Below are 23,865 nucleotides of genomic sequence, written 5' to 3' on the forward strand. Positions count from 1 at the left end.
CGGCAGGAGTGAGGCAGTGAACCTTCCCCCCGACCTACGTCCTGCCTCTCCATCCGTGACATGGATGACTCCCGCCCAGTGCAAAACGATCGAAGCCGCAGGCACCAACGCGCATCGCCTCGCCTCGGGCCCCGGCGGCTGGGTGGAGCGTCTGGGAGATGACGTGATCCTTTCCTACAAAAGCGACGATGCCCGTGATTTACTGGCCGCCGGGCTGGCCACGTGGTGCACGAATTCCGGCTGGCAGCCCGTGCGCGTGTTTTACCGCTTCCTGCCGATGAAGAATGCCGACCGCGTCTCGCCCGTGCTGCACAGCGGCGATGCCTCTCTGCCGCTCACCACGGTGGTCACGGAAGCCGGAATCCGCTACGGCCTCGACATCGGCGCCAGCTACAGCCACGGCCTGTTTCTGGACCAGCGCCTCAACCGCGCCAAGCTGCACGCGCTGAAGCCCAAGCGCGTGCTCAACACCTTTGCCTACACCTGCAGCTTCTCGCTGGTGGCCGCGCTCGCGGGCGCAGAGACACTGAGCGTGGATCTGTCCCGCAAGTCACTCGATCGCGGCAGGCACAACCTCACGCTCAATGGCGTCGCGGAAACGAAGCACCGCTTTGTGGTGGACGACGCCGCTGAGCTGCTGCCCCAGCTCTGTGTTCGCGGAGAGCGCTTTGACGCCATCATCCTCGATCCGCCCACCTTCTCCCGCAGCAAGAACGGCCGCCGCTGGCAGGTGGAGGATCACTTTGAAGACCTCCTCAATGCCGCGCTGGAAGTGGCCTCACAAAAATGCGCCATCCTGCTTTCCACGAACTGCACCAAGCTCGATCTCGCCACCCTGGAGCGCAGCGCCCGCTGGTGCGCCAAAGGCAAGCGCCGCTCCGCCGACTATCTCAAGCTCGGCACCCCCGTGGACTTCCCCCCCGGCCACGGCTCCAGCACGCTGTGGATGATGATGAAGTAAGAGCGGCAGTACAGTAGCCATCTCGCTCCCGCGAGATGAGCCCACGGCTCCCGTGCCAGCCACATGTTTCGATGAATTGAAAACGATCTCAGCTAGTCACGCGTTGAGTACCTCTCGCGGAGCGAGAGGACTACTTTTACCAGCCCAGCGCCTTCAACTTCTCTCCCATCACCTTGGCGATGGCGTCATTCCCAGCGCCATCGGGATGCACGCCATCTTTGAGCAGGGATGAATCGGGCACGACACCGAAGAGGCTGACGTACTCACTCTTCGTTTCAGCCGCAAGCTTCTCAAACGCAGCGCCGAGTTCACGCAGCTTGGCCTCGCGTTCGTTGGCGATGGGCTTCGTCGGCCCCAGCGCAGCCTTGTTGATGTTCGAGGGACCCACGAGCAGCACCGGCAGCTTTTCGCCATAAGCCGCACGCGCTTTCACAATCATCGACCTCACATTCACCACCGCCTTGGGCACACACTGGGGTGTGATGTCGCGTGAATCATTCATGCCAAGCGCGATGACGAGCGCGTCCGCCTTCGCATGGCGCGTGATCATTGACTCAAACTCTTTGAGCGAACTCGTCGGACGCCCGCCTTTGCCTTCATTGATCAGCGTGAGCGCGCCCGCCGACTGCTGCTGAACCTGCGTCACCCAGAGATGCCCACGCTGCTCTTTGGACAGTGCACCGCCTGCGGTGATGGAATCCCCAAACACGAGCACCGTGCGAGGTGCGGGACTCTGAGCGAAGACTCCGAGGCTCAGTAAAAAAAGAATGATGAGGAATCGCGGCATGCAGCTTTCACTTTAAACCGTCCGCACGAAATACTGCCCGAAATAACAAAAAGCCCCCACGGCCAGATGAGAGCCGCAGGTGATGTAAAACGTGCCCGGTGTATCCGCACGCCGCACCATGCCACAGCGTCCCAGCGTCGTCCCGCTGAACAATCCCAGCGCGCCAACGGCGAGCATGAAGAGACCGAAATTTGCTGCCATCTGGACGTTCTCAGGATTTGCCATGAAGTACGATCACCGCAGCCACCGTGAACTGGCAACCAAAAACGTGGTGAATACAAAACCTCACACCGCCTGTAACGGCGTCGCGAGCCTCACGTAGTCCGGCCGGTCCGAGGCATCGCGGTAGGTGTGGCCTTTGATCACCTGCCCAAGATGCAGCAGAAACGCACCGGGAAGCTGGAGCGGATCCCCCTTGATCCTGCCCGGCAGATGGCCTGCCAAAGTAGATTTGACCAAGGCCCACAGCATGCGCGGACCTATGAGCTGCAACATGCGACCACGCTGCAGCCCCAATCCTTTGTAAAGGGTGCATTGCGGATCCGCCACAGAGTCGATGTCCGCCAAACCGTAGCGCCCGGCAAACGCAGCAAAATCTTCCGCCGTCCTCATATGCCCCAGCACGATCCGTGTGCCGGCTCCTTCGATCTGACGGCGCAGTCGCGCGATGTCAGACATGGCATTGCGGCAGAAGGTGCAGCCTTCATGCCTCAGCAGCACCAGCAGTACCGGCGACTTCTCTGACAGCACCGCCAGCGATTCACCGCTGCTGGTCAGCGTGCGGCCCAGCAGGTTGGCGGTATCGGAGGAGGCGCTCATGGTGCTTGCTGGTCACCTCGCTCACATCCCCCACGATTTACTTTTCATCAGCCGCCTTGTCCGCCTCAGCATCGGCTTTGACAGCAGGCACTGCGGGCTTGGGAGCGGTGAAAATCACCTTGGGGACACGAACGCCCGTCCACCGATCATTCTTGGTCTTGAAGGGTCTTGGGGCTCTGTTGCTGACTTTTTGGCTGCGCATGCCTTCCGATACTTTTAAAAAGCCCAAATTGCAATGGGTGCTTCCAGCCATTGCGCACAGTCAGGCACTTCTTGAAGGGGCGCGCAGGCCATGCTTTGCTCCCTCATCATGGCACTCCCCTACCCCACCCTCATTCCCGGACTCCGCAGCCCTTTCGATCAAGTGAACGGCCTCGTCTATTTCGGCCGGATGCTGGACAAGATTCGCCTCACCGCCGCAGGCAAGCTCCCCGAAGGCTGGCAGCCCATGCGTGGCAACGCGAAGGGCAGCTTTGACTGGCGCTGCTGCGAGTTCCTCAAAATTGATTACACGGCACTCGAGGCCGAAACGCTCAAAGGCGGCAGCGATGAAAGCCTGCTGGCCTGGGCCTTTGCAAACGGCCGCCAGCCCACCGAGCAGGAGATCGAAGTCTGGAACGGCTTCATGACCAAGCGCGGCTGGCGCGATGCTGGCACCCAGCGCCTGAACGAACGCCTCGAAGAAATCGGCCTGCCCCCCGGAACGGTAGAAACCATGTTTGAATACATTGAGATCGACGAAGGCCGGCTGGTCCCTGGCGCGAAGTGATTCCCCTCACGCCACCGCGATCACCGCGCTCTGCGCCGTGGGTGGCAGCGGATGAAACTCAGCATCGCGGAAGCCGGCCGCCGTGAGCATCTGCTGATACTCTGCGAAGGTGTAGGCATCGCCCTCCGGCGTGGTGCCGAGCATGACGAGACTGAAGCTCGCAGCAGGTGGCGGGCTGACGCGGTCTGCATTCGGCACGAATTCCACGATCACCACCTTCCCGCCCGGACGCAGCGCGGCATGCGCCCGCTTCAGGAAGCGCGTGCAGTCCTCGATGTTGAAATGATGCAGGAAATTCGGCACCAGCACGACATCGTAGTCACTCCCCAGGTCCACGGTGAAGGCATCGCCTACGATCTTGCTGAAGCGGTCTGCAATGCCCGCTGCCTGCGCGTTTTCTTCGGTCACAGCAAGCACGGCCTCCCAGTCCAATGCCACGAGATGCGCGCGCGGATTCTTCAGCGCAACGGCGATGCCATAGGCCCCATGGCTCGCGGAAATGTCCAGCACGCGGGTGTCACGGGATGCGTCCAGCCGCACGAGCTCCGCAGCCCCCTGCGAAGTGGGTGCCATCATCGGTCCCATGGCGCGGGCAAATTCCACCCAGGCCGGATGATCGGCCGCCGTGGTGCCCTCCTCCGTCGTATGCAGACGCCCGCGACGAATGGTGGACGCGAGATCATCAAAGGCCTCCGTCAGACCGGGAGCGAACATAAAATTCACCGCAGCACCCATGTAGGCCGGAGAGCTTTGCACCAGAAACACCGCCGACGATGGCGTGAGCGCATAGCACTCCCCCTCCTTGGTGAGGAAGCCCAGGATCGTGAGATTGTCCGCCAGGATGCGGATGCCGCGCTCCGGGCACTGGCAGAGCGTCGCGACCTCCGCAGCAGTCGCAGGAGTGCTGCCGATGGCGGTGAACAAACCCAGATCAATCGCGGCCTTCAATGCCGCCGATTTCTGAAAAGCATTGATCGTTTCAAAGAAGAGCTGGGGAGAGGGGGCAGATGATATTTCAGACATAATAAAGGACAATAAACGAGAGAGTACGTGGCTGCCACCCTAACGCCATCTTCACCCGAAAACGCGAGGCTAAATAAAGATTTAGTGGCCGTGGGAGACACACGCTCACATGGTTCACTCCGAACGGAATCGAGTTTTATTCAGGCTCAGTCGCATCCCTATATATCACGCCATTATGGAATCCTCCGCATCTGAAAGCCAGAGCAAGCCCTCATTGAGCCGCCACGTCCTGTTCTGCCTTTTGCCACATTCTCTTTTTATCATGCTGGCCTTGGGCGTTTGGGGCGGCGGCTGGTGGCTGCTGCTGCCGATTGTCTTTTTGCAGGTCGCACTGCCGCTGCTGGATTGGGTCACCGGCTGGCAGGATGACGCTCATTTTGACAAGTCCGAGTTCTCCGCAGGACATCTGGCCCTGCTGCACTGGAACACCCGCCTCTACGCCTTGTTTTACATGGCCTCGGTCGTCTGGCTGGCCATGTCCCTGGATCGTTTCAATGCCATGGAAATTGGCATCCTGATCGCCTCCGCAAGCCTTCTGGGTGGCATCGGTTTTGGCGCGGCGCATGAACTGCTGCATGGCAAGGACGCGCTCGATCAAATCACGCAGAGGCTGCTCACCACCTTCCTGTTCTACCCTCACTACAAGCTCATTCACATCCGCAGCCATCACGTCCACGCCGGAACAGATCAGGATGAGAACACCGCCTGGCTGAATGAAAGCATCTACTCCTACATCTTCCGCACCATTCCCGGCAGCATGATCCGCTGCTGGAAAATGGAGGCACGCCGCTGCAATGGCGAGGGCCTGCTGAAGAACAAAATGCTCATCTACGCCCTGGGCCAGGTGGCGCTCCTGATCGGCCTGTTTCTGGTTTCAGGCCCGAACGGAACGCTGTTTTATCTGGCTCACATTCTTGGCGCTCACATCGTCCTGGAGTCGGTCAATTACATCCAGCACTACGGCCTCATGCGCCAAAAGACGGACGGTGAATATGAGAAGACCGGACCGGAACACTCCTGGGACACCTACCACTTTTTCTCCAGCTACATCACCTTCCGCGTCGGCCACCACTCCTATCACCATATCGCGGTGAAGCCCTATTACCTCCTGGACCCCGAGCCCGAGGCCCCCAAGCTTCCGGTCGGTTACTTCTGGGCCATCGCCATGGTCCTGCTGCCACCTTGGTGGCGCCATGTGATCAATCCCAAGCTGAATGCGGCTGCTGCGCCGGCCGCCTAGCTGACGACCTTCTTCACAAAGCAGGCCTTCAGGCCGATCGCGATCCCGTCCATCTTGCAGGAGATCTCGTGGTCGCCGTCCACCAGACGGATGGGCTTGGATTTGGTGCCGACTTTGAGCACGTCATTGGAGCCCTTGAGCTTCAGGTCCTTGATCATCGCCACGATGTCGCCGTCTGCGAGCACCGCACCGTAGGCGTCTTTCACCACACGCTCAGCATCCGGCTCATCTGCCAACTCCTGCTTCGGCCACTCGTGACCGCAGGTCATGCATTCATAGCGGTCAGCGTGGTCCAGGACATCATTCATCTCGCACATCGGGCAGGCAGGTTGGCTCATAGGCAATGACCAGACACTTCGCGGGCACGAAACTCAAGCGCTGACTTAAGTTCGGCAATTTCCGCGCATGAACTCGCCAAATTTACTCGTTACCATGCGCCCATGAACATCCGTCTTCTCCTTTCTCCCCTCCTTCTCATCAGCGCCGCCGCATTTGCCGCAGATGCGCCCAAGATCCCTTCCAAGCCCATCGCTGAAAAGAAGGAACTGCTCTTCTCCGATGAGATGAACGGCAGCGACCACGACAAGCGCTGGCACCGCGTGGTGGACACCTTCGTCTTTGAAAACAACGCTCTCAAAGGCACGCAGACCCGCGTGAAGGACGAGCCCTCCAAGGATGGCAAGTCCGTCATCACCGCGCATGCCGCCGTCTACGGCCTGGAAGTCCCCACCAAGGATACCGTGATCGAGGTGAAGATGCGCTTCGACGGCTGCACGATGATGGATGTGGAATTCGACGACCGCAAATACACCGCCGCCCACTACGGCCACCTCTGCCGCGCCCAGATCCGTCTGGACAAGGTGACCATCATGGATGAGCGCGAAGGCAGCCAGAACCTGATCATCAAAGAGCTCCGCAAAGACCCCACTAAGAAGGACGAAGTGAACAAGCTCATGGCCGGCAAGAGCGCCACCTTCCCCGTGAAGCTGGAGCAGAACAAGGAATACACCGTCGTGGTGGAAACCGTGGGCGATGAAATGCGCGTGAGCATCGATGGCAAAGCCGTCGCCTTCCTCAAGTCCGCCGGCATCGGCCATGAAACCAAGTCCAAGATCGAACTCGGCGTCGCCGGCCAGAGCGGCTGGTTTGACGACATCAAGGTCTGGAACGCCGCCCCTGCCAAGAAGTAAGCGGGCTTCAAAAATCTCACGAAGCGCGGGGTGCAGCACCTCGCGCTTTTTTTATGCTCGCCACCACACGCCAGCCTAGCAGCACAGCCAGCACCACCGCGAAGAAAAACGGATAAGTCACATCCGACTTCACGATGATCCAGTAGTGCAGCACACCACCGATGGTGATGTAATAGGTGAGTCGATGAAGCTGCGCCCAGCGCGGACCACCGAGCTTCTTGATCATCGCATTGGTGGAGGTGACCGCCAGCGGCACCATTAGCAGAAAGCTGAACATGCCGATGGCGATGAAGGGCCGCTTGTACACATCGCCGATCACGGTTCCCAGCTGCCAGTCACGATCATAGGCTAGGTAGGTTAGCAGGTGCGCGAAGCCATAAAAGAACGCATAGAGTCCCAGCAGGCGGCGCTGCTTGAGCAGCCAGTTCCAGCCGTAGATTTTACGCAGCGGCGTCACCAGCAGCGTGAGCATGAGGAAGACCAGCGTCAGCACACCCGTGGCCCGCGTGACGAACTCCACTGGATTCGCCCCCAGCTTGCCGCGCCAGCCGTCGATCAGGATGAGCACGGCGGGCAGCAGTCCATTGAAGACAAAAAGCTGCCGGTGAAATCGTGTGTCTGCGCTGAAGGTCATAAGGGTCAAAAATCCACGCTGAGGTCCATGCCCTTGTAAAGGTGCGCCACCTGCTCCGCATAGCCGTTAAACATGAGTGTGGGCCGCGAGCCCATCTCGCCGATGCGCCGCTCATGCGCCTGCGACCAGCGCGGGTGATCCACCTTGGGGTTCACATTGGAGTAGAATCCGTATTCCCCCGGATTCGCGAGACTCCAGGTGGTGGGCGGCTCACGGTCCATCAGCGTGATCTTCACCACCGATTTGATGCTCTTGAAGCCATACTTCCACGGCACCACCAGCCGCACCGGCGCACCGTTTTGATTCGGCAGCGTCTTGCCATACAGCCCGGTGGCCAGCAGCGTCAGCGGGTGCATCGCCTCATCCAGCCGCAGACCTTCCACATAGGGCAGATCAATGCCTGCATAGCGTGAGTCAGGCATCTGCTTGATGTCGAAGTAAGTCTCAAACGCCACATGCGTCGCGGAGCTCAGCGGTTCCACTTGGTTCAATAATTTGGACAACGGAAACCCCACCCAAGGTATGACCATCGACCATCCCTCCACGCAGCGGAAACGATAAGTGCGTTCCACGGATTCAAACTTGAGCAGGTCCGCCAGATCAAACGTGCGCGGCTTCTGCACCAGTCCGCCCACCTGCACGCTCCACGGATCAGTCACAAAATTCTTCGCCTTCGCAGCCACCGCGGATTTGTCGGTCGAAAACTCGTAGTAGTTGTTGTAGCCCGCGATGTCGGTGAACGAGTTCACTTTCTCATCCGCCGCCAGGGCCGTCTGCAACGCAGGCTCCGCCACCGTGGCAATGGCGGCCCCCGTGTTCGCCACTTCGGGCCGTGGGCTGAAGGTGCGATACAGCCCCGCCGTGGCCAGTGTGGAGCCCGCCCAGATGGCGGACTTCATGAAGAAGCGCCGATTGAGAAAAGTCTCCTCAGGTGTGACCTCGCTGGAGGGAATGTGGGAACGATCTTTCATGGCGGACAAAGCATGCAGTTCCAGGTGTGAGGCGCAGGCGGCGGTTCTATTCCCGCACAATGAATGCCAACTGGCAAGTTGCATCCGCCACCATCATCTCGCAGGCTTTGCCCTTCCATGTCCCTCCTCGAACGCCTCTTTTCCATCGGCCCCGTCCGCAAAGCCATCTGGCAGCTGTGGTATCCCTATCTCACACGGCGGCTGCGCAGCGAAGAAGTGCTGTTTTTGAACTACGCCTTTGAAACGGATCCGCCCGTGGGCCTGAAGCTCGACCCCGCTGACGAACCGAATCGCGCCTGCATCCAGCTCTACCATCACGTGGCCACTCAGGTGGATCTGCAGGGCAAGAACGTGCTGGAGGTGAGCTGCGGCCATGGCGGCGGTGCCTCCTGGCTCACGCGCACGCTGCATCCCGCGAGCTACACAGGGCTCGATCTCAATCCCACCGGCATCGCCTTCTGCAAGAAGCGCCATCAGGCCAGTGGCCTTCGCTTCGTGCAGGGAGATGCGCAGTCCCTCTCCTTCCCGCCGCAAACCTTTGATGCCGTGATCAATGTCGAAGCCTCTCACTGCTACCCCGACTTCCCCGGCTTCCTGGCCAAAGTCGCACGCGTGCTGAAAACGGGCGGTCATTTCCTCTACGCCGACTTTCGCTTCCGCGACCAGTGGGCCGAGTGGGAGCAGGCCATCGCCCAATCACCGCTCGATATCGTGCAGACCCGCGACATCCGCCCTGAAGTGCTGCGCGGCATGGAGATCAATGCCGTGCGCAGCGAGGCTCTCATCTGCCAGCGCCTGCCCAAGTTTCTGCACTCCCTGGGCCGCGACTTCGCCGGACTGCCGGGCGCGCGTGTGTACGAGGCGCTGAAGTCAGGCGAGCTCTCCTACCGCTCCTGGTGCTTTCGCAAACCGTGACTCACGGCCCGATGGCCAGCCAGTTGAACTCAGCGGCATACACGCGGCTGCCCGCCCAGGTGGTGATGGTGGCCTGAAAGCCGTATTCGCTGATGCATTCGGCTTTCAGGATGAGGCGCGCGCTGTCCCGCTGATCGATGTCAAAACCGCTGAGTCCAAGCTGCACCACCGGCACGGCAGAAAACGCCGTGTCAAAAATCACGTCGACGATAAACTTGCGAGTTTCCTCTTCAGCCCCGGCATCCGGGCAGGCGAGAGTCCAGCCCTCCGTGAGAACATTGAGAGAGACGTTCGACGACAAAACTTTCCAAGGAACAGAAGATGAATACATGCGCCCTGCCATACAGCAGCATCCGGGCCGGGTCCCTTGTTTGTTGCCTTCGCAGCAGAAATTGAATCCTTCAAGGCGGTAAAATGGCCTTGAAGACACGCACCCAGTTCAAACCGAGTATCTTTTGGATGTCCTCGGTCTTGTAGCCCTTAGCCGCGAGGGCCGAGGCCACGGTTTTCCAGCGGTCAGGGGCTGCCAGTTCCGGGCAGGCGAAGTGACGAGAATCTGCGGGCCAGCCATTCAACAAAGCATCCGACGCAAGGCCTATGTGGTCGATCCCGACCACCTTGCGCAGATGGTCGATGTGCTTCACAAAAGCATTCACATCGCGTTTCCCGGATGAGGTTTCAAACATCCATCCAATGGACGTCACACCGATCACACCTCCCGTTTTAGCGATGGCTTTCAAGACTTGGTCACTCTTGTTACGATCAATCGGTGTTACGGCATGGCAGTTGGCATGCGTGGCGACCACGGGGGCCTTGGAGACGCGACAAACATCCATCGCGGTCTCATCATTCGCGTGAGCCACGTCGACGACCATCTTCAAACGGTTCAGCTCTGCCACGACCTTTTCACCCAGCCGCGTGAGACCGCCATTGTCGCCCGAGCCATAACCCAGCACATCCTCCTTGGCGGGATTGTGTCCGCGACCATAGGCGATGTTGAAAACGCGCAGGCCTTTGCGATGCCATGAGGAAATTTTTTCCACCGAACCACCCAGGGGATCAATGGTCTGAATGTAGAAAAGCACCCCAAACTTGCCGGAAGATCGGAGTGCCGCGATATCGCCAAACGATTGAATCAGGACAGCGTTTTTATAGCCCCCGTCGCTGATGGCCTTGACCTGCACCTCCAGCGAGCGCTCGCCTGATACATTCATCACGGTCAGATTGCGGCCGCTGAACTCCTTGAGCCTGCCGAAGTCGCATACGCCCTCCGTGGTTGTAAAAGGATCGTCGCCTCCCTGCTGGTCCCGCAGGTAATAGGAGCCCTCGCTGTCCACGACAAAGCTATCACGGACTATTTTGCCCGCATCCAACACCTGAGCCTGCAGGAGGCCGCTCAAACACATCAAGCAGATCCCAAGGAGACGCATCATGATACGAAAACATTGGAACGCACTGCACCTTATCAAGACGACTTTGGGCGTTTGATCCATCATGCCACCACCTCCAGCAGCGCCTTCTGAATGTTGTTCTTCCCGGACTTCGGAAACGGGCGCGGCATCGGCTGCGCATGGCCATTTTCATCAATCGTCCGGCAGCGCACCTCATACTTTCCAGGCGCTAGCTTGACCGGCTTCGCCGTCCAACGGCACAGCGTGTGCCGCAGAGGCCACTGGCGCGGCTTTCGCGCCACGGGATCAAACTGCACCGGGTGCAGCGGCGCGCCTTTGAAGCCCGCAATGCCGCTTCCATCAAACGGTACGATCTGCGCCTCCTGCCACGGTGCCTGCGTGAAGTGCGGATCCTTCGCAGGCAACGGCTCATTCACATTGCGCAGCCAGTACTGCACCTGCTTGAGACCTGAGATGCCCACCTGCGCATTGCCATGCAGTGTCAGTTCATCCTTCGCGCTGAGTTTGTCCGGCAGATCGCCAAAACGCGCAAAGGTCTTGAGCCCCGAGTTGATGTCGTTGTTCCCGTTCGCGTAGGTGTCATCAGACTGATGCGCATTCGTGAAGCCGATGCGCTGCAGCCACTTCACCGATTTAAATCCGTAGGCCTCCGGCACAATCATGCGTACCGGACCGCCGCGCTCACCGGTGAGAAATTCGCCATTGAGCTTGTAGCAGAGCATCACCGGCAGTTCGCCGGGCGGATCCTCAAACACGCGATTCATCGGCAGATAGCATTTGAAGATCTGCTTCGGGTCCTCGTTGTGATGGCCGTGATACCAGACATGCCGCAGATTTTCCACCGGCCCGCTCAGCCACAGCACATCGCGCAGCGGCACGCCCTCCCACAGACCATGCCCCAGCGGATCGGCAAGATTGTTGCAGGTGATGACCTTCAAATAGCTGACCGCCTTCGTCTTCGCGATCTCCATGAGCTTTTCAAACGTCAGCGCTGTGCCGTCACTGCGCAGCATGGGCCGCTCGATCTTCGCGTTGCTCGCTGCATCAGCGATGACTTCAAGCTGCCACGTTTCGCGCACCATGCCGATCTCGCGCAGCTTCTCGATGGGTAGTTTGTATGGCGGCGGATTGCCGCGCTCCACATTGTAAAAATCTCCCGAGGGCGTGATGCAGCAACCGCCCTCCTCGCACACGGGGCCCGTCTTTTTCCCAGCCGCCTGCAGTTCCGCGTGGGTCGTCAGCACCGCAGCGCCTGCAGTACCAAGCTTGAATAAATCACGACGGGAGAGTGCTCTGGCCTTCATACCGATGATTTAAACCCGGACTTCCGGCAAAAGACAAGCCCTCAATCCCGACACCAGCAGGGTAGCAAGGCGCGTGTTCTTCATAGGAAGAGCGTGTTTTATTTCGTCTGAAAGTACCGACGCTGCTTCGCGCTGATGGGCAGGCCCAGCTTTTCCATGACCTTGAGCATGTCCTCCCACACGGCGCGCTTGGCACGAATGCCGTCGCCCGTCTGCTCTTCCCGCAGCAGGTAGGACGGATGGTAGGTGACCATGGTCGGAATGCCGCTCGTGCTGTGAAACTTTCCGCGCAGACCACCAACAGTGCCAGGAATACCAAGCCCCTCAGCTGCCGTGGCCCCCAGGGCCACGATGACCTGCGGCTTGATGAGATCGATCTCCTTGAGGACGAAGGGCAGGCAGGCGCGCATCTCCTCGGCGGTGGGCTTGCGGTTGCCGCTGCCCTGATTGTCCATGGCAGGACGAAATTTGCAGATGTTGCTGATGTACACCTTCGGACGATCAAGCCCCATGGCCTTGATGATGGCCGTGAGCTTCTGCCCTGCCGGACCCACGAAAGGCTCGATCAGCTTTTCCTCCTCAGCTCCCGGGGCCTCGCCCACAAACATCAGCGAGGCCTGCGGATTGCCCACGGCAAAGACCATCGTCTTGCGCAGGCTCCCCATGGAGAGCGCAGGCTCCCACGTTTCCGCCATCACGCGCAATGCCGCGAGCTTTTCTTCGATCGTCGCCCCCGCCACTTCCAGCAACTCCGTCTTCTTCGTTTCCGGCGGCGGAGTCTCGATCAGGATGCGCGCGGCAGGCGCAGGTGCCGCAGCAAAAGATCGGGACGGCTCAGGCGCGGGAGCAGCACGCACCGCAGGCTCGCGCACGACACCCGTCAGCCTGTCCATCGTCCCCGGGCGCAGCGCGACGTGCGTCTTCCCCAGCATCTGGCGCTGCTGAAGGTGCTGTTTGAGGAGTTGCGAGGCGGCGGACATGTTTAAGCATGACGAATGCAGAGATTCAGTCATTCGTCATTCTGATTTCGTCATTGCTTCCGGGAGAGGCGCATGTCCATCCACACCGCAAGAATCAGCACCACGCCGCGCGCGATGAACTTCCGCTCCGGTGGCACGGACATCAGCGTCATCCCATTCAGCAGGCAGGCGATGATGAGAGCACCCAGCAGAACACCCAGCACATTGCCACGGCCGCCACGCAGGCTGACTCCGCCGATCACACAGGCCGCGACGGCGTCGAGCTCCATCAAATCCCCCACGGTCGTCGTCGATGATCCTGCATAGGCCGTCTGCATGAAGCCCGTGAGGGCCACGATGGCCCCCATGCCGCTGTAGGCGGCGATCACCGTGCGTTTCATCGGCACGCCAGAAATCAAGGCCGCCTCCGCGCTGCCGCCGATGGCATACAGGTGCCGCCCCAGCGCCGTGTGCTGCGTCACCGCATACACGATCAGTGTCACCCCACCGAGAATGAGCGAAGGCAGCGGAATGCCGCGAAACTGCCCCGTGACGAGCACAAACAGCGCGATGGCCTGCGCGGTGATAAACAGGCGCATGAACGCCATCTCCTTGTCCTCCACCGCAAATCCATGCTCCAGGCGGCGTTTGCGCGCACTCAGCGCGGTGAACACCAGCGCGAGCACAAGCCCCGCCGCCAGCAGCCAGCCCAGTTGCACCGGCAGGTAGTAGGTGGTGAGCAGCGAGTAGAGATTGCTCTGCCCACCGGGCGCCACCGGCACGGTGGCGTTGTCGATCACCAGCCAGAAAAGACCTTTGAAAATCAGCAGCGCTCCGAGCGTGACAATGAAGGCAGGCATGCGCTCGCACACGATGAAGGCCCCCATGGCCATCCAGATCAAAACTCCGCAGAGGAATCCCACTCCAAGCGCGGCAGGCGCAGGCAGGTGATAATGAAACACCAGCACACTCGCGATGCCACCCAGCAAACCGACCCCGCTGCCCGCAGACAGATCAATGTGCCCCGGCAGCAGGATGAGCAGCATGCCCATCGCCAGCGTGGCGGTGATCGAAAGCTCCGTCACAAGCATCGACAAATTGCGCGCTCCCAGAAACGCAGGCTCCTTGATGGCAAAGAACGCGCATATCGCGAGCAGCGCGATGGCGATGGGCAGTTCTCGAAATGAATAAGTCTTGCTCACTTGCTTCGAAAATGTGCTGATAACTCTTCCATGGTTGGAGCCCCTTTGCGGTGCAGAGCCGCGTGGCAGTTTGGACATACCGGACGCAGGTCGTTCAACGGATGAACTTCATATGCCCTGCCTATTTGCGACAAAGGCACAATGTGATGCACATGAATGAACCCCGACATGAACGCCCCATAGAGCTCGCCAAGATCCGTGCGGCACACCCAGCATATGGGCGTGTAATAGTCGATGCAGGCAGCTCGGGCCTTGGGGTCTCGTTCATAACGGTTAGCAAAATAGGAGCATTCTTCGCCTTCCTGATAGGTTTCCTTCTCTTCTTGATTTGATAAAGGAGGCACATCAGTCCGCCCCGGCATCCACGACGGCAGGCTTTCCTTCACATGTTTCAGAATGGCCTCCAGCCCCGCTTTGTCGAACTGCAGGAAATACCCCTGCTTGACGGTACCATTGGGATTCACCGCGTAATCTTTTTGGGCAAACTTCGTCAGGTCATTGATGAACAGGCTTCTGTCAGGGCCTGAGGCAAGGTCATGATACTCAGTGGCAAACCGCCAGCCTGACCCATAGTCAATGCCGCTCACCAGTGGCAGTTCTTCATGATGGCGTCCATCCTCCTTGGCCCTGCTAAAGGCGACAATGCGGGGCTTTTTATAGTGAACAATGATATCGCCTGCTTTGACCTCACCGACGGTTCTTCGGTAATTCAGCCGCAGCATCAGGTCACTGGCACAAACGACATTTTCCGGCCTTTCCAGGCTCCAGTCACTGCTTTGATTGCACCACCAAAAATTCATAGGTTCAAGGAGGATCAGCGTCAGTTCTGCGAACCCATAAAGATGCCAAGAATGATCAGGGCGATGATGACCGCGATGGTGATCTTCACCCAGCTCACCGGGTATTCGCCACCGATCTTGCCCGTGGCACCATTCACGGTGACCTGATAAGTCTTCGTGCCATAGGTGTAAGTCAGCAGCCAGACCGGCAGCAGCACATGCTTGAAGGTTTGCGCGCTGTAGTCCGGGGAGATTTGCAGATTGCGGCTGGTGTCTCCGGGGATCTGCTCGGAGCACTGGCTGCGAAGGATGTTATCCATCCGGCCGCGTGAATCCTGCGCGGCCTGAATAAGATCGATCTGATACTGCTCCACCACCCAGCCGGAGAGATAGCCTGGATCATAGGGCAGCAGATCAGTGGTGGTGGGAAACGGCTGCAGCTTTTCGAGCAGCGCCGTGTGCACGCCTTTCGAAGCTGGAACCAGAACATCGTCGAAGTCGCTGCTGACGTGGCCTGAGGCGTACTCCCAGCGCGTGTGCTGGGTGCGGTTCCCTTTGCTGTCGGTCGTGTAGTAATAGTAGCCGGCCTCCGCCTCCCAGGGGCATTCCGCATGGGCGTCAAAGGTCCAAAACGGCAGGTACATGCCATGCAGCGTGTCTGTCATGGCCTTCTGCCCGAGAGCATTGGGCGCCCAGAAGTGGCTGGAATACCAGCGGCGGATGTCCTCCCGCACCTGGCTCTGGGCGATCTTGAATGGCAGCTGGCTGCCGGGCCGGATCGGCGAGCCGACATCGTCCATCGCAATCATGGCCGGTGAGCCGCAGAAGTCGCAGTTCTGCGCCACCCGCTTTTCATCGAAGACGGAAATGGCCTGGCAGCTCTGGCACTTCACCGTCTTGCGCACCGCCGCCCAGCCGCGCTGATCGTCGGGGATGGCCCGCAGCATGGCCACAAGATCATTCTCCTCCACCAGGGTGCCGTCGTTCTTCAGCTCAGCCGGAGACACCGTACCGCAATAAGGGCAGACCAGTGCATGCTTGGCAGGCGTCCAGACTGCCTCGGCACCGCAGGCCGGACAGGCAAACTTGGAAATGGCGGTGACTTCAGACATAAAAGGCGCGTGGGTGGAGGGTGGCACGATTTACCGGAGAAAACCAAAGCCTGTCCATTCCAAAAACTGGCTGAAAAAAAATCCCGGCTTGCCTTGGCCCCCGCGGACTCCGCAGAATACGGGCATGAAGCAACTCCTGCTGCTCGCCGTCCTGTTCCTCATTCAATCCGCACCTGCCGCCACGGTGAAAGACCGCGAAGGAGCGGTGCGCGGTGACAAGGCCCGGCTGGAAAACGATCCACGCTGGAACTGGAATGACGTCGACGGCGGCTTCCGTCTTGCCAAGACCACCGGCAAACCACTGCTCGTGGTGCTGCGCTGCCTGCCCTGCATGTCCTGCGCCGGCATCGACGCCAGTGTATTGGAAGAGCAGGAACTCGTGCCTTTGCTCGATCAATTTGTCTGCGTGCGCATCATCAATGCCAACGCGCGCGACCTCTCCCGCTTCCAGTTTGACTACGATCTCTCCTTCTCCGCGATCCTCTTCAATGGCGACGGCACCATTTACGGCCGCTACGGCTCCTGGCTGCACCAAAAGGACCCGCTGAACAAAACCACCGCCAGTTTCAAAAAAGCGCTCGAAGCAGGTCTGGCCATTCACCAAGGCTATCCGGCCAACAAAGCCGCCCTCAGTGGCAAGCAGGGAGGCCCCACACCTTACCAGACGCCCATCGAGTTTCCGACACTCGCGGGCAAGTACCAGAGCAAGCTCGACTGGAACGGCAAGGTCGTGGCCAGTTGCGTCCACTGCCACATGATGGGCGATGCCTTCCGGGCCTACTACCGTGGCCAGAACAAGCCCGTGCCGGTGGAGTGGATTTACCCGCAGCCGTCGATCGAGACCCTCGGCATCACCCTTGTCACCGACGAGGTCGCCAAAGTGGAGGCCGTGGCAGACGGTTCCGCCGCCAATGCCGCTGGAATCCAGGCGGGTGACATTTTCACCCGCCTCAACGGCCAGCCGCTCGTTTCCATCGCCGACGTGAGCTGGGTGCTGCATCGCTCGCCCGACTCGGGGTCTTTGCCCGCCACGGTCCTGCGCAGCGGCAAGGAAACCGCCGTCACAATCGATCTCCCCGCCGGCTGGCGCTTGAAATCAGACATCGGCAAGCGCGTCGGCACCTGGCCCATGCGGGCGATGGCCTTTGGCGGTATGAAAATGGACGACCTCCCCGATGAAGAGCGCGCCAGCATGGGCTTGGACAAGACCCAGATGGCCCTGCACATCTTCCACGTGGGCGAGTTCGGCCAACATGCCGCCGCTAAAAAAGCGGGGTTTAAGAAGGACGACATCATCATTCAGATCAGCGACCAGAAACAGCGCCTCACAGAGAGCGCCATCATCGGAGACCTCCTGCTGCACCACCTTCCAGGAGAGAAAATCCCCGCCGTCGTGCTGCGGGGCAAAGAGCGGGTGGAGCTGAATCTGCCGCAGCAGTAGCCGGAAACAGCCCCTCCCTGGGGCGTTTCCGGCCCATTTCCCCCTGAAAATTCCCGGTTGCATTCTAAAGACCGGCTTCCATACTCCCCGCCCCCTGCGAGTCGTCATCCATTCGCCGTTGGTCTCCGCGCCTGCCTCTCTTCGAGATGTGCAGGGTTCTCGCCCGGAGGTAACCCGGCCGTTAGTGTTAACACAAATCCTATGTCAGTACGTCTTGCCCGATTCGAGATGCCTTCCCGCCTTGTGAAAAACGAGGCCACGGCAACCGAAACATACGCCCAGTTCACTGCCGAACCCTTCGACAAAGGTTACGGTCACACAATTGGCAACTCCCTCCGCCGCGTCCTCCTCTCCTCCCTTGAAGGCGCGTCCATCACCTCCGTGAAAATCCGCGGTGCGGAACACGAATTCACCACCCTTCCGGGCGTGCTCGAAGACGTCGTTCAGATCATCCTGAACCTCAAGAAGGTCCGCTTCAAGCATCACAGCGATGCCAAGGAGCCCCGCCTGCTTTCCATCCTTGCTGACAAGGAAGGCGCCGTCACCGCCGGTGACATCAAGGACGACAACCACTACGAAGTCATCAACAAGGACCTCGTGATCTGCACGCTGGACCGCAAAACGAAGTTCGAATGCGAATTCGAAGTGCGCGTCGGCCGTGGTTTCTCCACCTGGGAAGAAAACAAGCGCATTGACACCCCCATCGGCGTCATCCCGATCGACTCCATCTACAGCCCTGTCACCCGCGTGAAGTACGGCGTGGAAAACACCCGCGTCGGTCAGAACACTGACTATGACAAGCTGGTGCTCGACATCTGGACCGACGGCCGCATCACCCCGCAGGACGCCCTCCTGCAGTCTGCCGCCATCCTGCGCCATCACCTCGACGTCTTCGTCAACTATGACGACAAGGCCATCGAATTCGAAGCCGCACCGGAAGCTCAGAGCGAAGAAAACAGCGAGCTGCGCAAGCTCCTGAACATGAGCGTCAACGAGATCGAACTCTCCGTCCGCGCCGCCAACTGCCTCAACAACGCCAACATCACGAGCGTCGGCCAGCTGGCCATGAAGACCGAAGGCGAAATGCTTCGTTACCGCAACTTCGGCAAGAAGTCCCTCACCGAGATCAAGGAAAAGCTCGCAGAGCTTGGTCTGTCTCTCGGCATGAAGTTCGATCCAGCGCTGCTTGAGGCCACCCCTGGCGGTGTCTCCCTCCTCGCCCGCAGCAGCATGATCGGCGACGACGATGAAGAAGCCGACTCCCTCGACTTCACCAAGCTCGTGGACAGCCATCTGCCTGACGCAGACGACGAAGACGAGTAATCATCACAGACAGAATTTTAGACTCATTTTAGGACATGAAACACGGAAGAAAAATCGTCAAACTTCAGCGCAAGCAGGATCACCGCGACGCGCTGCTCATGAATCTCACCTGCTCCCTCATCGAGCACCGCCGGATTCGCACCACACTGGCCAAGGCCAAAGCCCTCCGCCCTTACGCAGAGAAGCTCGTCACCCTCGGCAAGCGCGGCACCCTGCACGCACGCCGCACCGCCCTCTCCTCACTCCGTCATAAAGACATGGTGAAGACACTCTTCGAAGAGATCGCCGTGGCCTCCAAGGACCGCGTCGGTGGCTACACCCGCATCACCAAGCTCGGCCAGCGCCGCAGCGACTCTGCTCCGATGGCCTACATCGAGTGGGTGGACGCTTACGTGCCAAAAGCCGCCGCAGCCCCTGAACCAGAAGTCGCAGCCGAGCCTGTGGCCGAAGAAGCAGCACCAGCCAAGGCCCCAGCCAAGAAGAAGGCCGCTCCAAAGAAGAAAGCCGCCGCTGCTGAATAAGCAGGCGTCTCTCATCGAGAAACCATCCAACGCGGGAGTCGCAAGACTCCCGCGTTTTTTTGTGCCCTCGTTGACCGACTGCAGCAACCCTCCGTCCCTCCTCTAGTGCAGGCTCACCAAAAACATGAGAACCCGGCATTCGGGTATCAGCTTGACCTCTTGCATGCCGTCGGACTTCGCGTTCCATGAGTCACCATGGAACCTACCATCAAGATTGCCCTCGTTGGCGCCGGCATGTTCGGCGGAGATGTTCACGCACGTGCTTACGCGGACTTGCAGCGCTTCGGCATCGCCGGACAGCTTGCCCGCGTCGGCCTCGACAAATACTCACGCGAACTCGCCGGAGTCAAATTTGACCTCGTCGCCGTCGCCACGCGCAGCGAAAAATCCGCGCTCAAAGCCGCAGCAGCCTTCAAAGACCTCACCGGCCACGAGCCGCGTGCCTTCCACGGCGATGCCCCCTGGGATGACATCCTGGCCGCCTTCCCTGATCTCGATGTGATGGCCGTGGCCACCCCCGATCATCTGCACACGCAGCCCATTCTCGCTGCACTGGCCAAAGGGGTGCACGTCCTGACCGAGAAACCCATGTGCCTCTCCATTCAGGAATCGGACGAGATCATCGCGGCAGCCAAGGCGCAGAACCTCATCGTCGCTGTGGACATGCACAAACGCTACGACCCCGACCACCTGCGTATTCGCGATGATATTCAAAACCGCATCGGCGCGCCTCTCTATGGCACCGCCTATCTCGAAGAACCGCTCGAAGTCAGCACCAGCACCTTCAAGTGGGTGGAAAGCAGCGACCCCTTCAGCTATGTCGGCCCCCATTGGACAGATCTGATCTGGAGCTACTACCACAGCAAGCCGGTCTCATTGACCGCCGTGGGCCAGAAGAAGCGCCTGATCCGCGATGGCATCAATGCCTTCGACGCCGTGCAGGTGCGCGTGGATTTCGACAACGGCATGTCGATCAATTTTAATAACAACTGGGTAACTCCAGCCGATTTCGAAGGTCCGGTGAACCAGGGTCATGAGATCGTCGGCGCTGACGGCAAAGTCGAAAGCGACCAGCAATATCGTGGTTTCCGCTGGTGGAATCAGGGCGGCGGCTCGCGCACGAGCAACAACCACTTTACCCGCGAAGTTACCCGTCCGGACGGCACCAAAGGCTACATAGGATATGGCGTCGATAGTCTGACTGTGGGCTTGGTGGCCGTCTGCCGAGTCAAGTTTGCCAAAGAGTCCCGTGACGATGTGGCCGGACTCTACCCGACCGCTGAAGATGCCCGCATTACCTGCGCAATTGTGGACGCCGCGGCGCGTGTCCGCGATCTTAACTGGAAATACATGCAGGAGGGCAAAGGGGCGACAGTTACAGCACGTTTTGACCAAAACGGCATAACCATCATAGACCCAAATGCCACCGAAGTATTCCAGAGCATCTACGATCAGGCTCTTTAGCTTCAATTGGGTTATAGACTTAGAGTTCCACGCTTGACTTTAGGCTAACTATTTCATAAACAAGAAATTGTACCCCGATAAATAAAACAAATGATCCTATCCTCCTCCCAACTGCGCCGCGCCGCTGCACTTCAAGAAAAAATCGAAGGCTTCCAGCAGGAACTGGCACAGCTCCTCGGCGGCTCCTCCAAGTCGTCCGCTGCATCAGCACCCGCAGGCGAAAAGCCAGCCAAAAAGAAGCGCGTCATGTCCTCTGCTGCCCGCAAGAAAATCGCTGATGCTCAGCGCAAGCGCTGGGCCAAGCAGAAAGGCGAAACGCCTGCTGCTGAAAAGAAGGCCAAGTAAGTTGTTCCTAGTTCACGGTTAACTCCGCATTAATAATAAGGCCCCAGTTCGCAAGAACTGGGGCCTTTGTTTTTGTAGCCGCCGCTTAAATAAAGATTTACTTTACAAACATTGAGTCTTCCGGATTACCCTTGCTAAGAAGATAGGCCATGAGGTCTAGGACGTCGTCCTCCTTGAGCATGAAGAGCAGACCGGGAGGCATCATGCTGATCTTGCTCTCCTCCGTTTTCACAACTTTGCGGGCATCAACATTGGTGAAGTTGTTGGGGTCCATCATGTTGGTGCAAACCATCATGATGTTCTCCTTCATGTTAGCGATACGACCTATGACCGTGCTGCCATCCTGCAGCGTGAAGACGGTACTGCCATACTGGTCGCTGATCTCCTTGCTTGGCTCCAGGATATGCTCCAGCAAATCACGCGGGCTGTACTTGCCAGCCACGCTGGTAAGGTCCGGACCCACGGCCCCACCTTCGTTGTTGAAGCGGTGGCAGGCGAAGCAGGTGGCGGCACCAAACATATTGCGACCATTGGCAAAGTTACGATTGCCCTCCAGTCCAACACCAAGCGACTTGCTGAGTTCATCCAGCGTCCAGGCTTTGACGAACTGCATCGGCTTCATTGTGAAGCTCGGAGCCTTGGCTTCCGGCTTCGCATCCAGCACGTCCTTGATCGCCAGCTTTTCTTCCTCCGTCATGGTGGAGAGCGCGTTCTGCTTGATCTCGCCGATGAACAGGTCAAACGACGCCCCCCCCTTGTAGTTCGCCGCACGCAGGAACCAGCTGAAATAGTCAGCGCGCAGTTCCTTCGTCCAGCCGGTCTTCGCAAAGCGCAGGATGCGGGCGTAATCGATCTGTTCCTCCTGGGTCGGCGAGCCATTCACCAACGGCTCAGCCTTGGCGACGACGCTGGCGTCTCCCAGATAGACCAGCACCTCGCAAAGATCACGGTTCAAGGCCGGATCATTCGTGGGGAACAGCGGCGCAAGATGATTGATCAGCGAACCCTTCGTCGCCGCATCCGGCTCACCCATGCGTGTGAAAGCAAGCATGTAATCACGGATCAGCGTGACACGATCCAGACCTTTGAGCGCCTTGAAGTCGATCTTGTTCAGCGCGGCCAGCACTGGTTGCGGCAAGGCTTTGTCACCACCGCTGCTGCGGATCAGGCCCATCAGCGCCGTCAAGGCAGCGCGGGAATTGGACTCATTGAGCGCCTTGTCCTTCCACGAAGCGATGGGCTGATGCTCCAGCGCGATACGGGCGGCGAAGCGGACGTTGCGATCTGTGGAAGCGAGATGTGGCCAGGCGGCTTCCACGGCCTTGGGGTCTTGTTTGCCATGAAAAGTTTCGAGTTCACGTCGGACCAAGAGAGGATTTTCTTTTCCGACTATGCCACCAATCGCGATGCTGTCTTTGGCATCATTCTCGCCAACATAAGTCACTCGATACAACCCCGACTGCACCTTGCGCCCACCCACGCTCACATACATCGCGCCATCCTTCTTCGAGACTTCAATGTCCGTCAGCGGAAGCGGCGAGGCGCTCATGAACTCCTCAGTCACTCCAGTATACCCGCCGCCGTTCGGCGAGAGATGCACCGCATACATTTTGCCGTAGCTCCAGTCGCAGATGTAGAGCGCATCCTGATACTTCGCCGGGAACTTCGCACCATAGCCAAAGGCCACACCCGTGGGCGACCCGGGGCCGATGTCCACCACGGCTGGCAGGCTGTCCTCCCAGCGCGCGGGAAATTTCTTGCTGCAGGTGCGCCAGCCGAACTCACCGCCGCTCTGCATGAAGCACACGCGGGTGGGGCGGTACCAGGGCATCCCGGTATCCCACTCCATGTCAGCGTCAAAGCCGAAGATGTCGCCATTGCGGTTCATGGCGATGTCGTAGGTGTTGCGCGTGCCGGTGTTTACCAGCTCCCACTTCTTGCCATCCAGATCCGTGTGCGCCAGCCAACCGCCGGGGGCCAGGACGTCACGCATGAAGCCTCGGCCCAGCAGCATAGGATAGAGCTGATCCTCCGACCAATGGCGGGGGACCAGGCTCGTCTCGCAGCTCGGCTCAGGCGTCTGGTTGCCACACATCACATACAGGCTCTTGCCATCCTGAGAGGCGATCACGCCATGCGGCCCATGCTCACCAGCCTTGCCGGGGAAAGAGCGCAGCAGCTCCACGGTGTCGAACTGATCATCACCATTCGTGTCCTTGCAGCGGTAAAGTCCACGCCCCTGATAAGCTTCATCATTCACCACGCCATAGAGCGCACCCGCATGATACAGCAGGCCCTGGCAGTGACCAAAATCGATGCCGAGCTTTTCCACCTTCGTCTCACCCGGGCTGCCGTTCAGCGCCGGCGGTGTGATGCGATACAGCGCGCCATACTGGTCGCTGCAAATCATGCGGCCTTTGTCGTCCTGCGTCATGGACACCCAGGAGCCCTCCTGCTCCTTGGGCACTGAGTACAGCAGTTCCACTTTGAAACCTTTGGCGATCTTGACCTTGTCAGCCGGCGTTGATTGATCGGCCAGTTGCGCGAACGATGCCGTCGCGCCGAGCAGAAGAGGAATGAGAATGGTTTTCATGCTTGGATAATGATGAAACGGACTGCCTTGCTCCGCACTACTTCATGAGCTCCTTGACCTTGCCTTCGATGGCGTCGGCCCACATTTGATAACCCTGGGCG

At 59.3% G+C, this 23,865-nt stretch carries 26 protein-coding genes; 10 read left to right on the plus strand and 16 right to left on the minus strand.

The features are described 5' to 3' along the window. The coding region (locus ACIREA_RS06295) for a class I SAM-dependent methyltransferase (protein ID WP_397381409.1) at positions 1–961 on the plus strand (961 nt) is incomplete at its 5' end. Positions 962–1,097: 136 nt separating this feature from the next. Here the strand turns inward: ACIREA_RS06295 and ACIREA_RS06300 are convergent. The 4 genes from ACIREA_RS06300 to ACIREA_RS06315 are packed head-to-tail and all read right to left on the minus strand — an operon-like array spanning position 1,098 to position 2,769. Continuing rightward, positions 1,098–1,748, minus strand: coding sequence for an SGNH/GDSL hydrolase family protein (locus tag ACIREA_RS06300; protein WP_397381410.1), 651 nt, complete (start codon positions 1,746–1,748; stop codon positions 1,098–1,100). Positions 1,749–1,760: 12 nt separating this feature from the next. Then, on the minus strand, positions 1,761–1,973 hold the full coding sequence (locus tag ACIREA_RS06305; RefSeq protein WP_397381411.1) for a hypothetical protein: 213 nt from the start codon (positions 1,971–1,973) through the stop codon (positions 1,761–1,763). A 60-nt stretch (positions 1,974–2,033) separates the two neighbouring features. Continuing rightward, positions 2,034–2,567, minus strand: a complete 534-nt coding sequence (locus ACIREA_RS06310) for a SelL-related redox protein (RefSeq protein ID WP_397381412.1) — start codon at positions 2,565–2,567, stop codon at positions 2,034–2,036. Positions 2,568–2,604: 37 nt separating this feature from the next. After that, complete coding sequence (locus ACIREA_RS06315; RefSeq protein WP_397381413.1) at positions 2,605–2,769, minus strand: hypothetical protein; 165 nt, start codon at positions 2,767–2,769, stop codon at positions 2,605–2,607. A 90-nt stretch (positions 2,770–2,859) separates the two neighbouring features. Between ACIREA_RS06315 and ACIREA_RS06320 the strand changes: the two genes are divergently transcribed. Then, entirely contained in the window at positions 2,860–3,336 is a 477-nt protein-coding gene (locus ACIREA_RS06320; RefSeq protein WP_397381414.1) for a DUF5069 domain-containing protein, read from the plus strand. Between the two features lie 6 nt (positions 3,337–3,342). Here the strand turns inward: ACIREA_RS06320 and ACIREA_RS06325 are convergent, their stop codons facing one another. After that, on the minus strand, positions 3,343–4,359 hold the full coding sequence (locus ACIREA_RS06325; RefSeq protein ID WP_397381415.1) for a methyltransferase: 1,017 nt from the start codon (positions 4,357–4,359) through the stop codon (positions 3,343–3,345). Positions 4,360–4,600: 241 nt separating this feature from the next. Between ACIREA_RS06325 and ACIREA_RS06330 the strand changes: the two genes are divergently transcribed. Then, a complete protein-coding gene (locus ACIREA_RS06330; RefSeq protein WP_397381416.1) occupies positions 4,601–5,599 on the plus strand; it encodes a fatty acid desaturase in 999 nt (332 codons plus the stop codon). Here ACIREA_RS06330 and ACIREA_RS06335 read toward each other — a convergent pair. Then, positions 5,596–5,937 carry a zinc ribbon domain-containing protein YjdM gene (locus tag ACIREA_RS06335; RefSeq protein WP_397381417.1) on the minus strand — a complete coding sequence of 114 codons (342 nt, stop codon included), beginning with the start codon at positions 5,935–5,937 and terminating at the stop codon, positions 5,596–5,598. The genes ACIREA_RS06330 and ACIREA_RS06335 overlap by 4 nt on opposite strands. Before the next feature lie 102 nt (positions 5,938–6,039). Between ACIREA_RS06335 and ACIREA_RS06340 the strand changes: the two genes are divergently transcribed. Beyond that, a complete protein-coding gene (locus ACIREA_RS06340; RefSeq protein ID WP_397381418.1) occupies positions 6,040–6,789 on the plus strand; it encodes a hypothetical protein in 750 nt (249 codons plus the stop codon). Positions 6,790–6,805: 16 nt separating this feature from the next. Here ACIREA_RS06340 and ACIREA_RS06345 read toward each other — a convergent pair whose 3' ends face one another. Then, positions 6,806–7,423, minus strand: a complete 618-nt coding sequence (locus ACIREA_RS06345) for a sulfite oxidase heme-binding subunit YedZ (RefSeq protein WP_397381419.1) — start codon at positions 7,421–7,423, stop codon at positions 6,806–6,808. 5 nt (positions 7,424–7,428) lie between these two features. Continuing rightward, on the minus strand, positions 7,429–8,394 hold the full coding sequence (gene msrP / locus ACIREA_RS06350) for a protein-methionine-sulfoxide reductase catalytic subunit MsrP (protein WP_397381420.1): 966 nt from the start codon (positions 8,392–8,394) through the stop codon (positions 7,429–7,431). Positions 8,395–8,511: 117 nt separating this feature from the next. On the opposite strand from msrP, the gene ACIREA_RS06355 reads away from it, so the two are divergent. Next, positions 8,512–9,309, plus strand: coding sequence for a phthiotriol/phenolphthiotriol dimycocerosates methyltransferase (locus tag ACIREA_RS06355; protein WP_397381421.1), 798 nt, complete (start codon positions 8,512–8,514; stop codon positions 9,307–9,309). A gap of 1 nt (position 9,310) precedes the next feature. On the opposite strand, the gene ACIREA_RS06360 is transcribed toward ACIREA_RS06355, so the two are convergent. From ACIREA_RS06360 to ACIREA_RS06390, 7 genes are all read right to left on the minus strand, one after another. Further along, the gene (locus tag ACIREA_RS06360; RefSeq protein ID WP_397381422.1) at positions 9,311–9,610 is read right to left on the minus strand and encodes an H-type lectin domain-containing protein; all 300 of its coding nucleotides are present in this window, start codon (positions 9,608–9,610) and stop codon (positions 9,311–9,313) included. 100 nt (positions 9,611–9,710) lie between these two features. After that, positions 9,711–10,742: a dipeptidase gene (locus ACIREA_RS06365; RefSeq protein ID WP_397381423.1), complete on the minus strand. Its 1,032-nt coding sequence runs from the start codon at positions 10,740–10,742 to the stop codon at positions 9,711–9,713. 59 nt (positions 10,743–10,801) lie between these two features. Then, a complete protein-coding gene (locus ACIREA_RS06370) occupies positions 10,802–12,025 on the minus strand; it encodes a molybdopterin-dependent oxidoreductase (RefSeq protein ID WP_397381424.1) in 1,224 nt (407 codons plus the stop codon). 98 nt (positions 12,026–12,123) lie between these two features. Next, complete coding sequence (locus ACIREA_RS06375; protein ID WP_397381425.1) at positions 12,124–13,005, minus strand: uracil-DNA glycosylase; 882 nt, start codon at positions 13,003–13,005, stop codon at positions 12,124–12,126. A gap of 50 nt (positions 13,006–13,055) precedes the next feature. Continuing rightward, the gene (locus ACIREA_RS06380; RefSeq protein WP_397381426.1) at positions 13,056–14,186 is read right to left on the minus strand and encodes a sugar ABC transporter permease; all 1,131 of its coding nucleotides are present in this window, start codon (positions 14,184–14,186) and stop codon (positions 13,056–13,058) included. After that, a complete protein-coding gene (locus tag ACIREA_RS06385; RefSeq protein ID WP_397381427.1) occupies positions 14,183–14,986 on the minus strand; it encodes an HNH endonuclease in 804 nt (267 codons plus the stop codon). Before ACIREA_RS06385 ends, ACIREA_RS06380 begins: the two co-directional genes overlap by 4 nt. A gap of 20 nt (positions 14,987–15,006) precedes the next feature. Next, positions 15,007–16,077, minus strand: coding sequence for a zinc ribbon domain-containing protein (locus tag ACIREA_RS06390; protein WP_397381428.1), 1,071 nt, complete (start codon positions 16,075–16,077; stop codon positions 15,007–15,009). A gap of 124 nt (positions 16,078–16,201) precedes the next feature. Here ACIREA_RS06390 and ACIREA_RS06395 point away from each other — a divergent pair, with 124 nt between their 5' ends. From ACIREA_RS06395 to ACIREA_RS06415, 5 genes are all read left to right on the plus strand, one after another. Then, on the plus strand, positions 16,202–17,518 hold the full coding sequence (locus ACIREA_RS06395; protein WP_397381429.1) for a Trx7/PDZ domain-containing (seleno)protein: 1,317 nt from the start codon (positions 16,202–16,204) through the stop codon (positions 17,516–17,518). A 201-nt stretch (positions 17,519–17,719) separates the two neighbouring features. After that, on the plus strand, positions 17,720–18,841 hold the full coding sequence (locus tag ACIREA_RS06400) for a DNA-directed RNA polymerase subunit alpha (protein WP_397381430.1): 1,122 nt from the start codon (positions 17,720–17,722) through the stop codon (positions 18,839–18,841). Positions 18,842–18,876: 35 nt separating this feature from the next. Continuing rightward, positions 18,877–19,362 (plus strand): 50S ribosomal protein L17, encoded by a 486-nt coding sequence (rplQ, locus tag ACIREA_RS06405; RefSeq protein WP_397381431.1) that lies wholly within the window; start codon positions 18,877–18,879, stop codon positions 19,360–19,362. Between the two features lie 195 nt (positions 19,363–19,557). Further along, positions 19,558–20,826 carry a Gfo/Idh/MocA family protein gene (locus ACIREA_RS06410; RefSeq protein ID WP_397381432.1) on the plus strand — a complete coding sequence of 423 codons (1,269 nt, stop codon included), beginning with the start codon at positions 19,558–19,560 and terminating at the stop codon, positions 20,824–20,826. A 90-nt stretch (positions 20,827–20,916) separates the two neighbouring features. Continuing rightward, positions 20,917–21,171 carry a hypothetical protein gene (locus tag ACIREA_RS06415; protein WP_397381433.1) on the plus strand — a complete coding sequence of 85 codons (255 nt, stop codon included), beginning with the start codon at positions 20,917–20,919 and terminating at the stop codon, positions 21,169–21,171. Positions 21,172–21,268: 97 nt separating this feature from the next. Here the strand turns inward: ACIREA_RS06415 and ACIREA_RS06420 are convergent, their stop codons facing one another. Then, a complete protein-coding gene (locus ACIREA_RS06420) occupies positions 21,269–23,764 on the minus strand; it encodes a c-type cytochrome (RefSeq protein ID WP_397381434.1) in 2,496 nt (831 codons plus the stop codon). Positions 23,765–23,865 lie beyond the last annotated feature (101 nt).

The sequence above is a fragment of the Prosthecobacter sp. genome (assembly GCF_044373815.1).
Lineage (GTDB): Bacteria > Verrucomicrobiota > Verrucomicrobiia > Verrucomicrobiales > Verrucomicrobiaceae > Prosthecobacter.

What these genes read in the sequence shown, in the direction of transcription:
- ACIREA_RS06300 (WP_397381410.1), bottom strand. Translation starts at nt 1,748, where the DNA reads ATGCCGCGATTCCTCATCATTCTTTTTTTACTGAGCCTCGGAGTCTTC.
- ACIREA_RS06305 (WP_397381411.1), bottom strand. Translation starts at nt 1,973, where the DNA reads ATGGCAAATCCTGAGAACGTCCAGATGGCAGCAAATTTCGGTCTCTTC.
- ACIREA_RS06310 (WP_397381412.1), bottom strand. Translation starts at nt 2,567, where the DNA reads ATGAGCGCCTCCTCCGATACCGCCAACCTGCTGGGCCGCACGCTGACC.
- ACIREA_RS06315 (WP_397381413.1), bottom strand. Translation starts at nt 2,769, where the DNA reads ATGCGCAGCCAAAAAGTCAGCAACAGAGCCCCAAGACCCTTCAAGACC.
- ACIREA_RS06320 (WP_397381414.1), top strand. Translation starts at nt 2,860, where the DNA reads ATGCTTTGCTCCCTCATCATGGCACTCCCCTACCCCACCCTCATTCCC.
- ACIREA_RS06325 (WP_397381415.1), bottom strand. Translation starts at nt 4,359, where the DNA reads ATGTCTGAAATATCATCTGCCCCCTCTCCCCAGCTCTTCTTTGAAACG.
- ACIREA_RS06335 (WP_397381417.1), bottom strand. Translation starts at nt 5,937, where the DNA reads ATGAGCCAACCTGCCTGCCCGATGTGCGAGATGAATGATGTCCTGGAC.
- ACIREA_RS06340 (WP_397381418.1), top strand. Translation starts at nt 6,040, where the DNA reads ATGAACATCCGTCTTCTCCTTTCTCCCCTCCTTCTCATCAGCGCCGCC.
- ACIREA_RS06345 (WP_397381419.1), bottom strand. Translation starts at nt 7,423, where the DNA reads ATGACCTTCAGCGCAGACACACGATTTCACCGGCAGCTTTTTGTCTTC.
- msrP (WP_397381420.1), bottom strand. Translation starts at nt 8,394, where the DNA reads ATGAAAGATCGTTCCCACATTCCCTCCAGCGAGGTCACACCTGAGGAG.
- ACIREA_RS06355 (WP_397381421.1), top strand. Translation starts at nt 8,512, where the DNA reads ATGTCCCTCCTCGAACGCCTCTTTTCCATCGGCCCCGTCCGCAAAGCC.
- ACIREA_RS06365 (WP_397381423.1), bottom strand. Translation starts at nt 10,742, where the DNA reads ATGATGCGTCTCCTTGGGATCTGCTTGATGTGTTTGAGCGGCCTCCTG.
- ACIREA_RS06370 (WP_397381424.1), bottom strand. Translation starts at nt 12,025, where the DNA reads ATGAAGGCCAGAGCACTCTCCCGTCGTGATTTATTCAAGCTTGGTACT.
- ACIREA_RS06375 (WP_397381425.1), bottom strand. Translation starts at nt 13,005, where the DNA reads ATGTCCGCCGCCTCGCAACTCCTCAAACAGCACCTTCAGCAGCGCCAG.
- ACIREA_RS06385 (WP_397381427.1), bottom strand. Translation starts at nt 14,986, where the DNA reads ATGAATTTTTGGTGGTGCAATCAAAGCAGTGACTGGAGCCTGGAAAGG.
- ACIREA_RS06390 (WP_397381428.1), bottom strand. Translation starts at nt 16,077, where the DNA reads ATGTCTGAAGTCACCGCCATTTCCAAGTTTGCCTGTCCGGCCTGCGGT.
- ACIREA_RS06395 (WP_397381429.1), top strand. Translation starts at nt 16,202, where the DNA reads ATGAAGCAACTCCTGCTGCTCGCCGTCCTGTTCCTCATTCAATCCGCA.
- ACIREA_RS06400 (WP_397381430.1), top strand. Translation starts at nt 17,720, where the DNA reads ATGTCAGTACGTCTTGCCCGATTCGAGATGCCTTCCCGCCTTGTGAAA.
- rplQ (WP_397381431.1), top strand. Translation starts at nt 18,877, where the DNA reads ATGAAACACGGAAGAAAAATCGTCAAACTTCAGCGCAAGCAGGATCAC.
- ACIREA_RS06410 (WP_397381432.1), top strand. Translation starts at nt 19,558, where the DNA reads ATGGAACCTACCATCAAGATTGCCCTCGTTGGCGCCGGCATGTTCGGC.
- ACIREA_RS06415 (WP_397381433.1), top strand. Translation starts at nt 20,917, where the DNA reads ATGATCCTATCCTCCTCCCAACTGCGCCGCGCCGCTGCACTTCAAGAA.
- ACIREA_RS06420 (WP_397381434.1), bottom strand. Translation starts at nt 23,764, where the DNA reads ATGAAAACCATTCTCATTCCTCTTCTGCTCGGCGCGACGGCATCGTTC.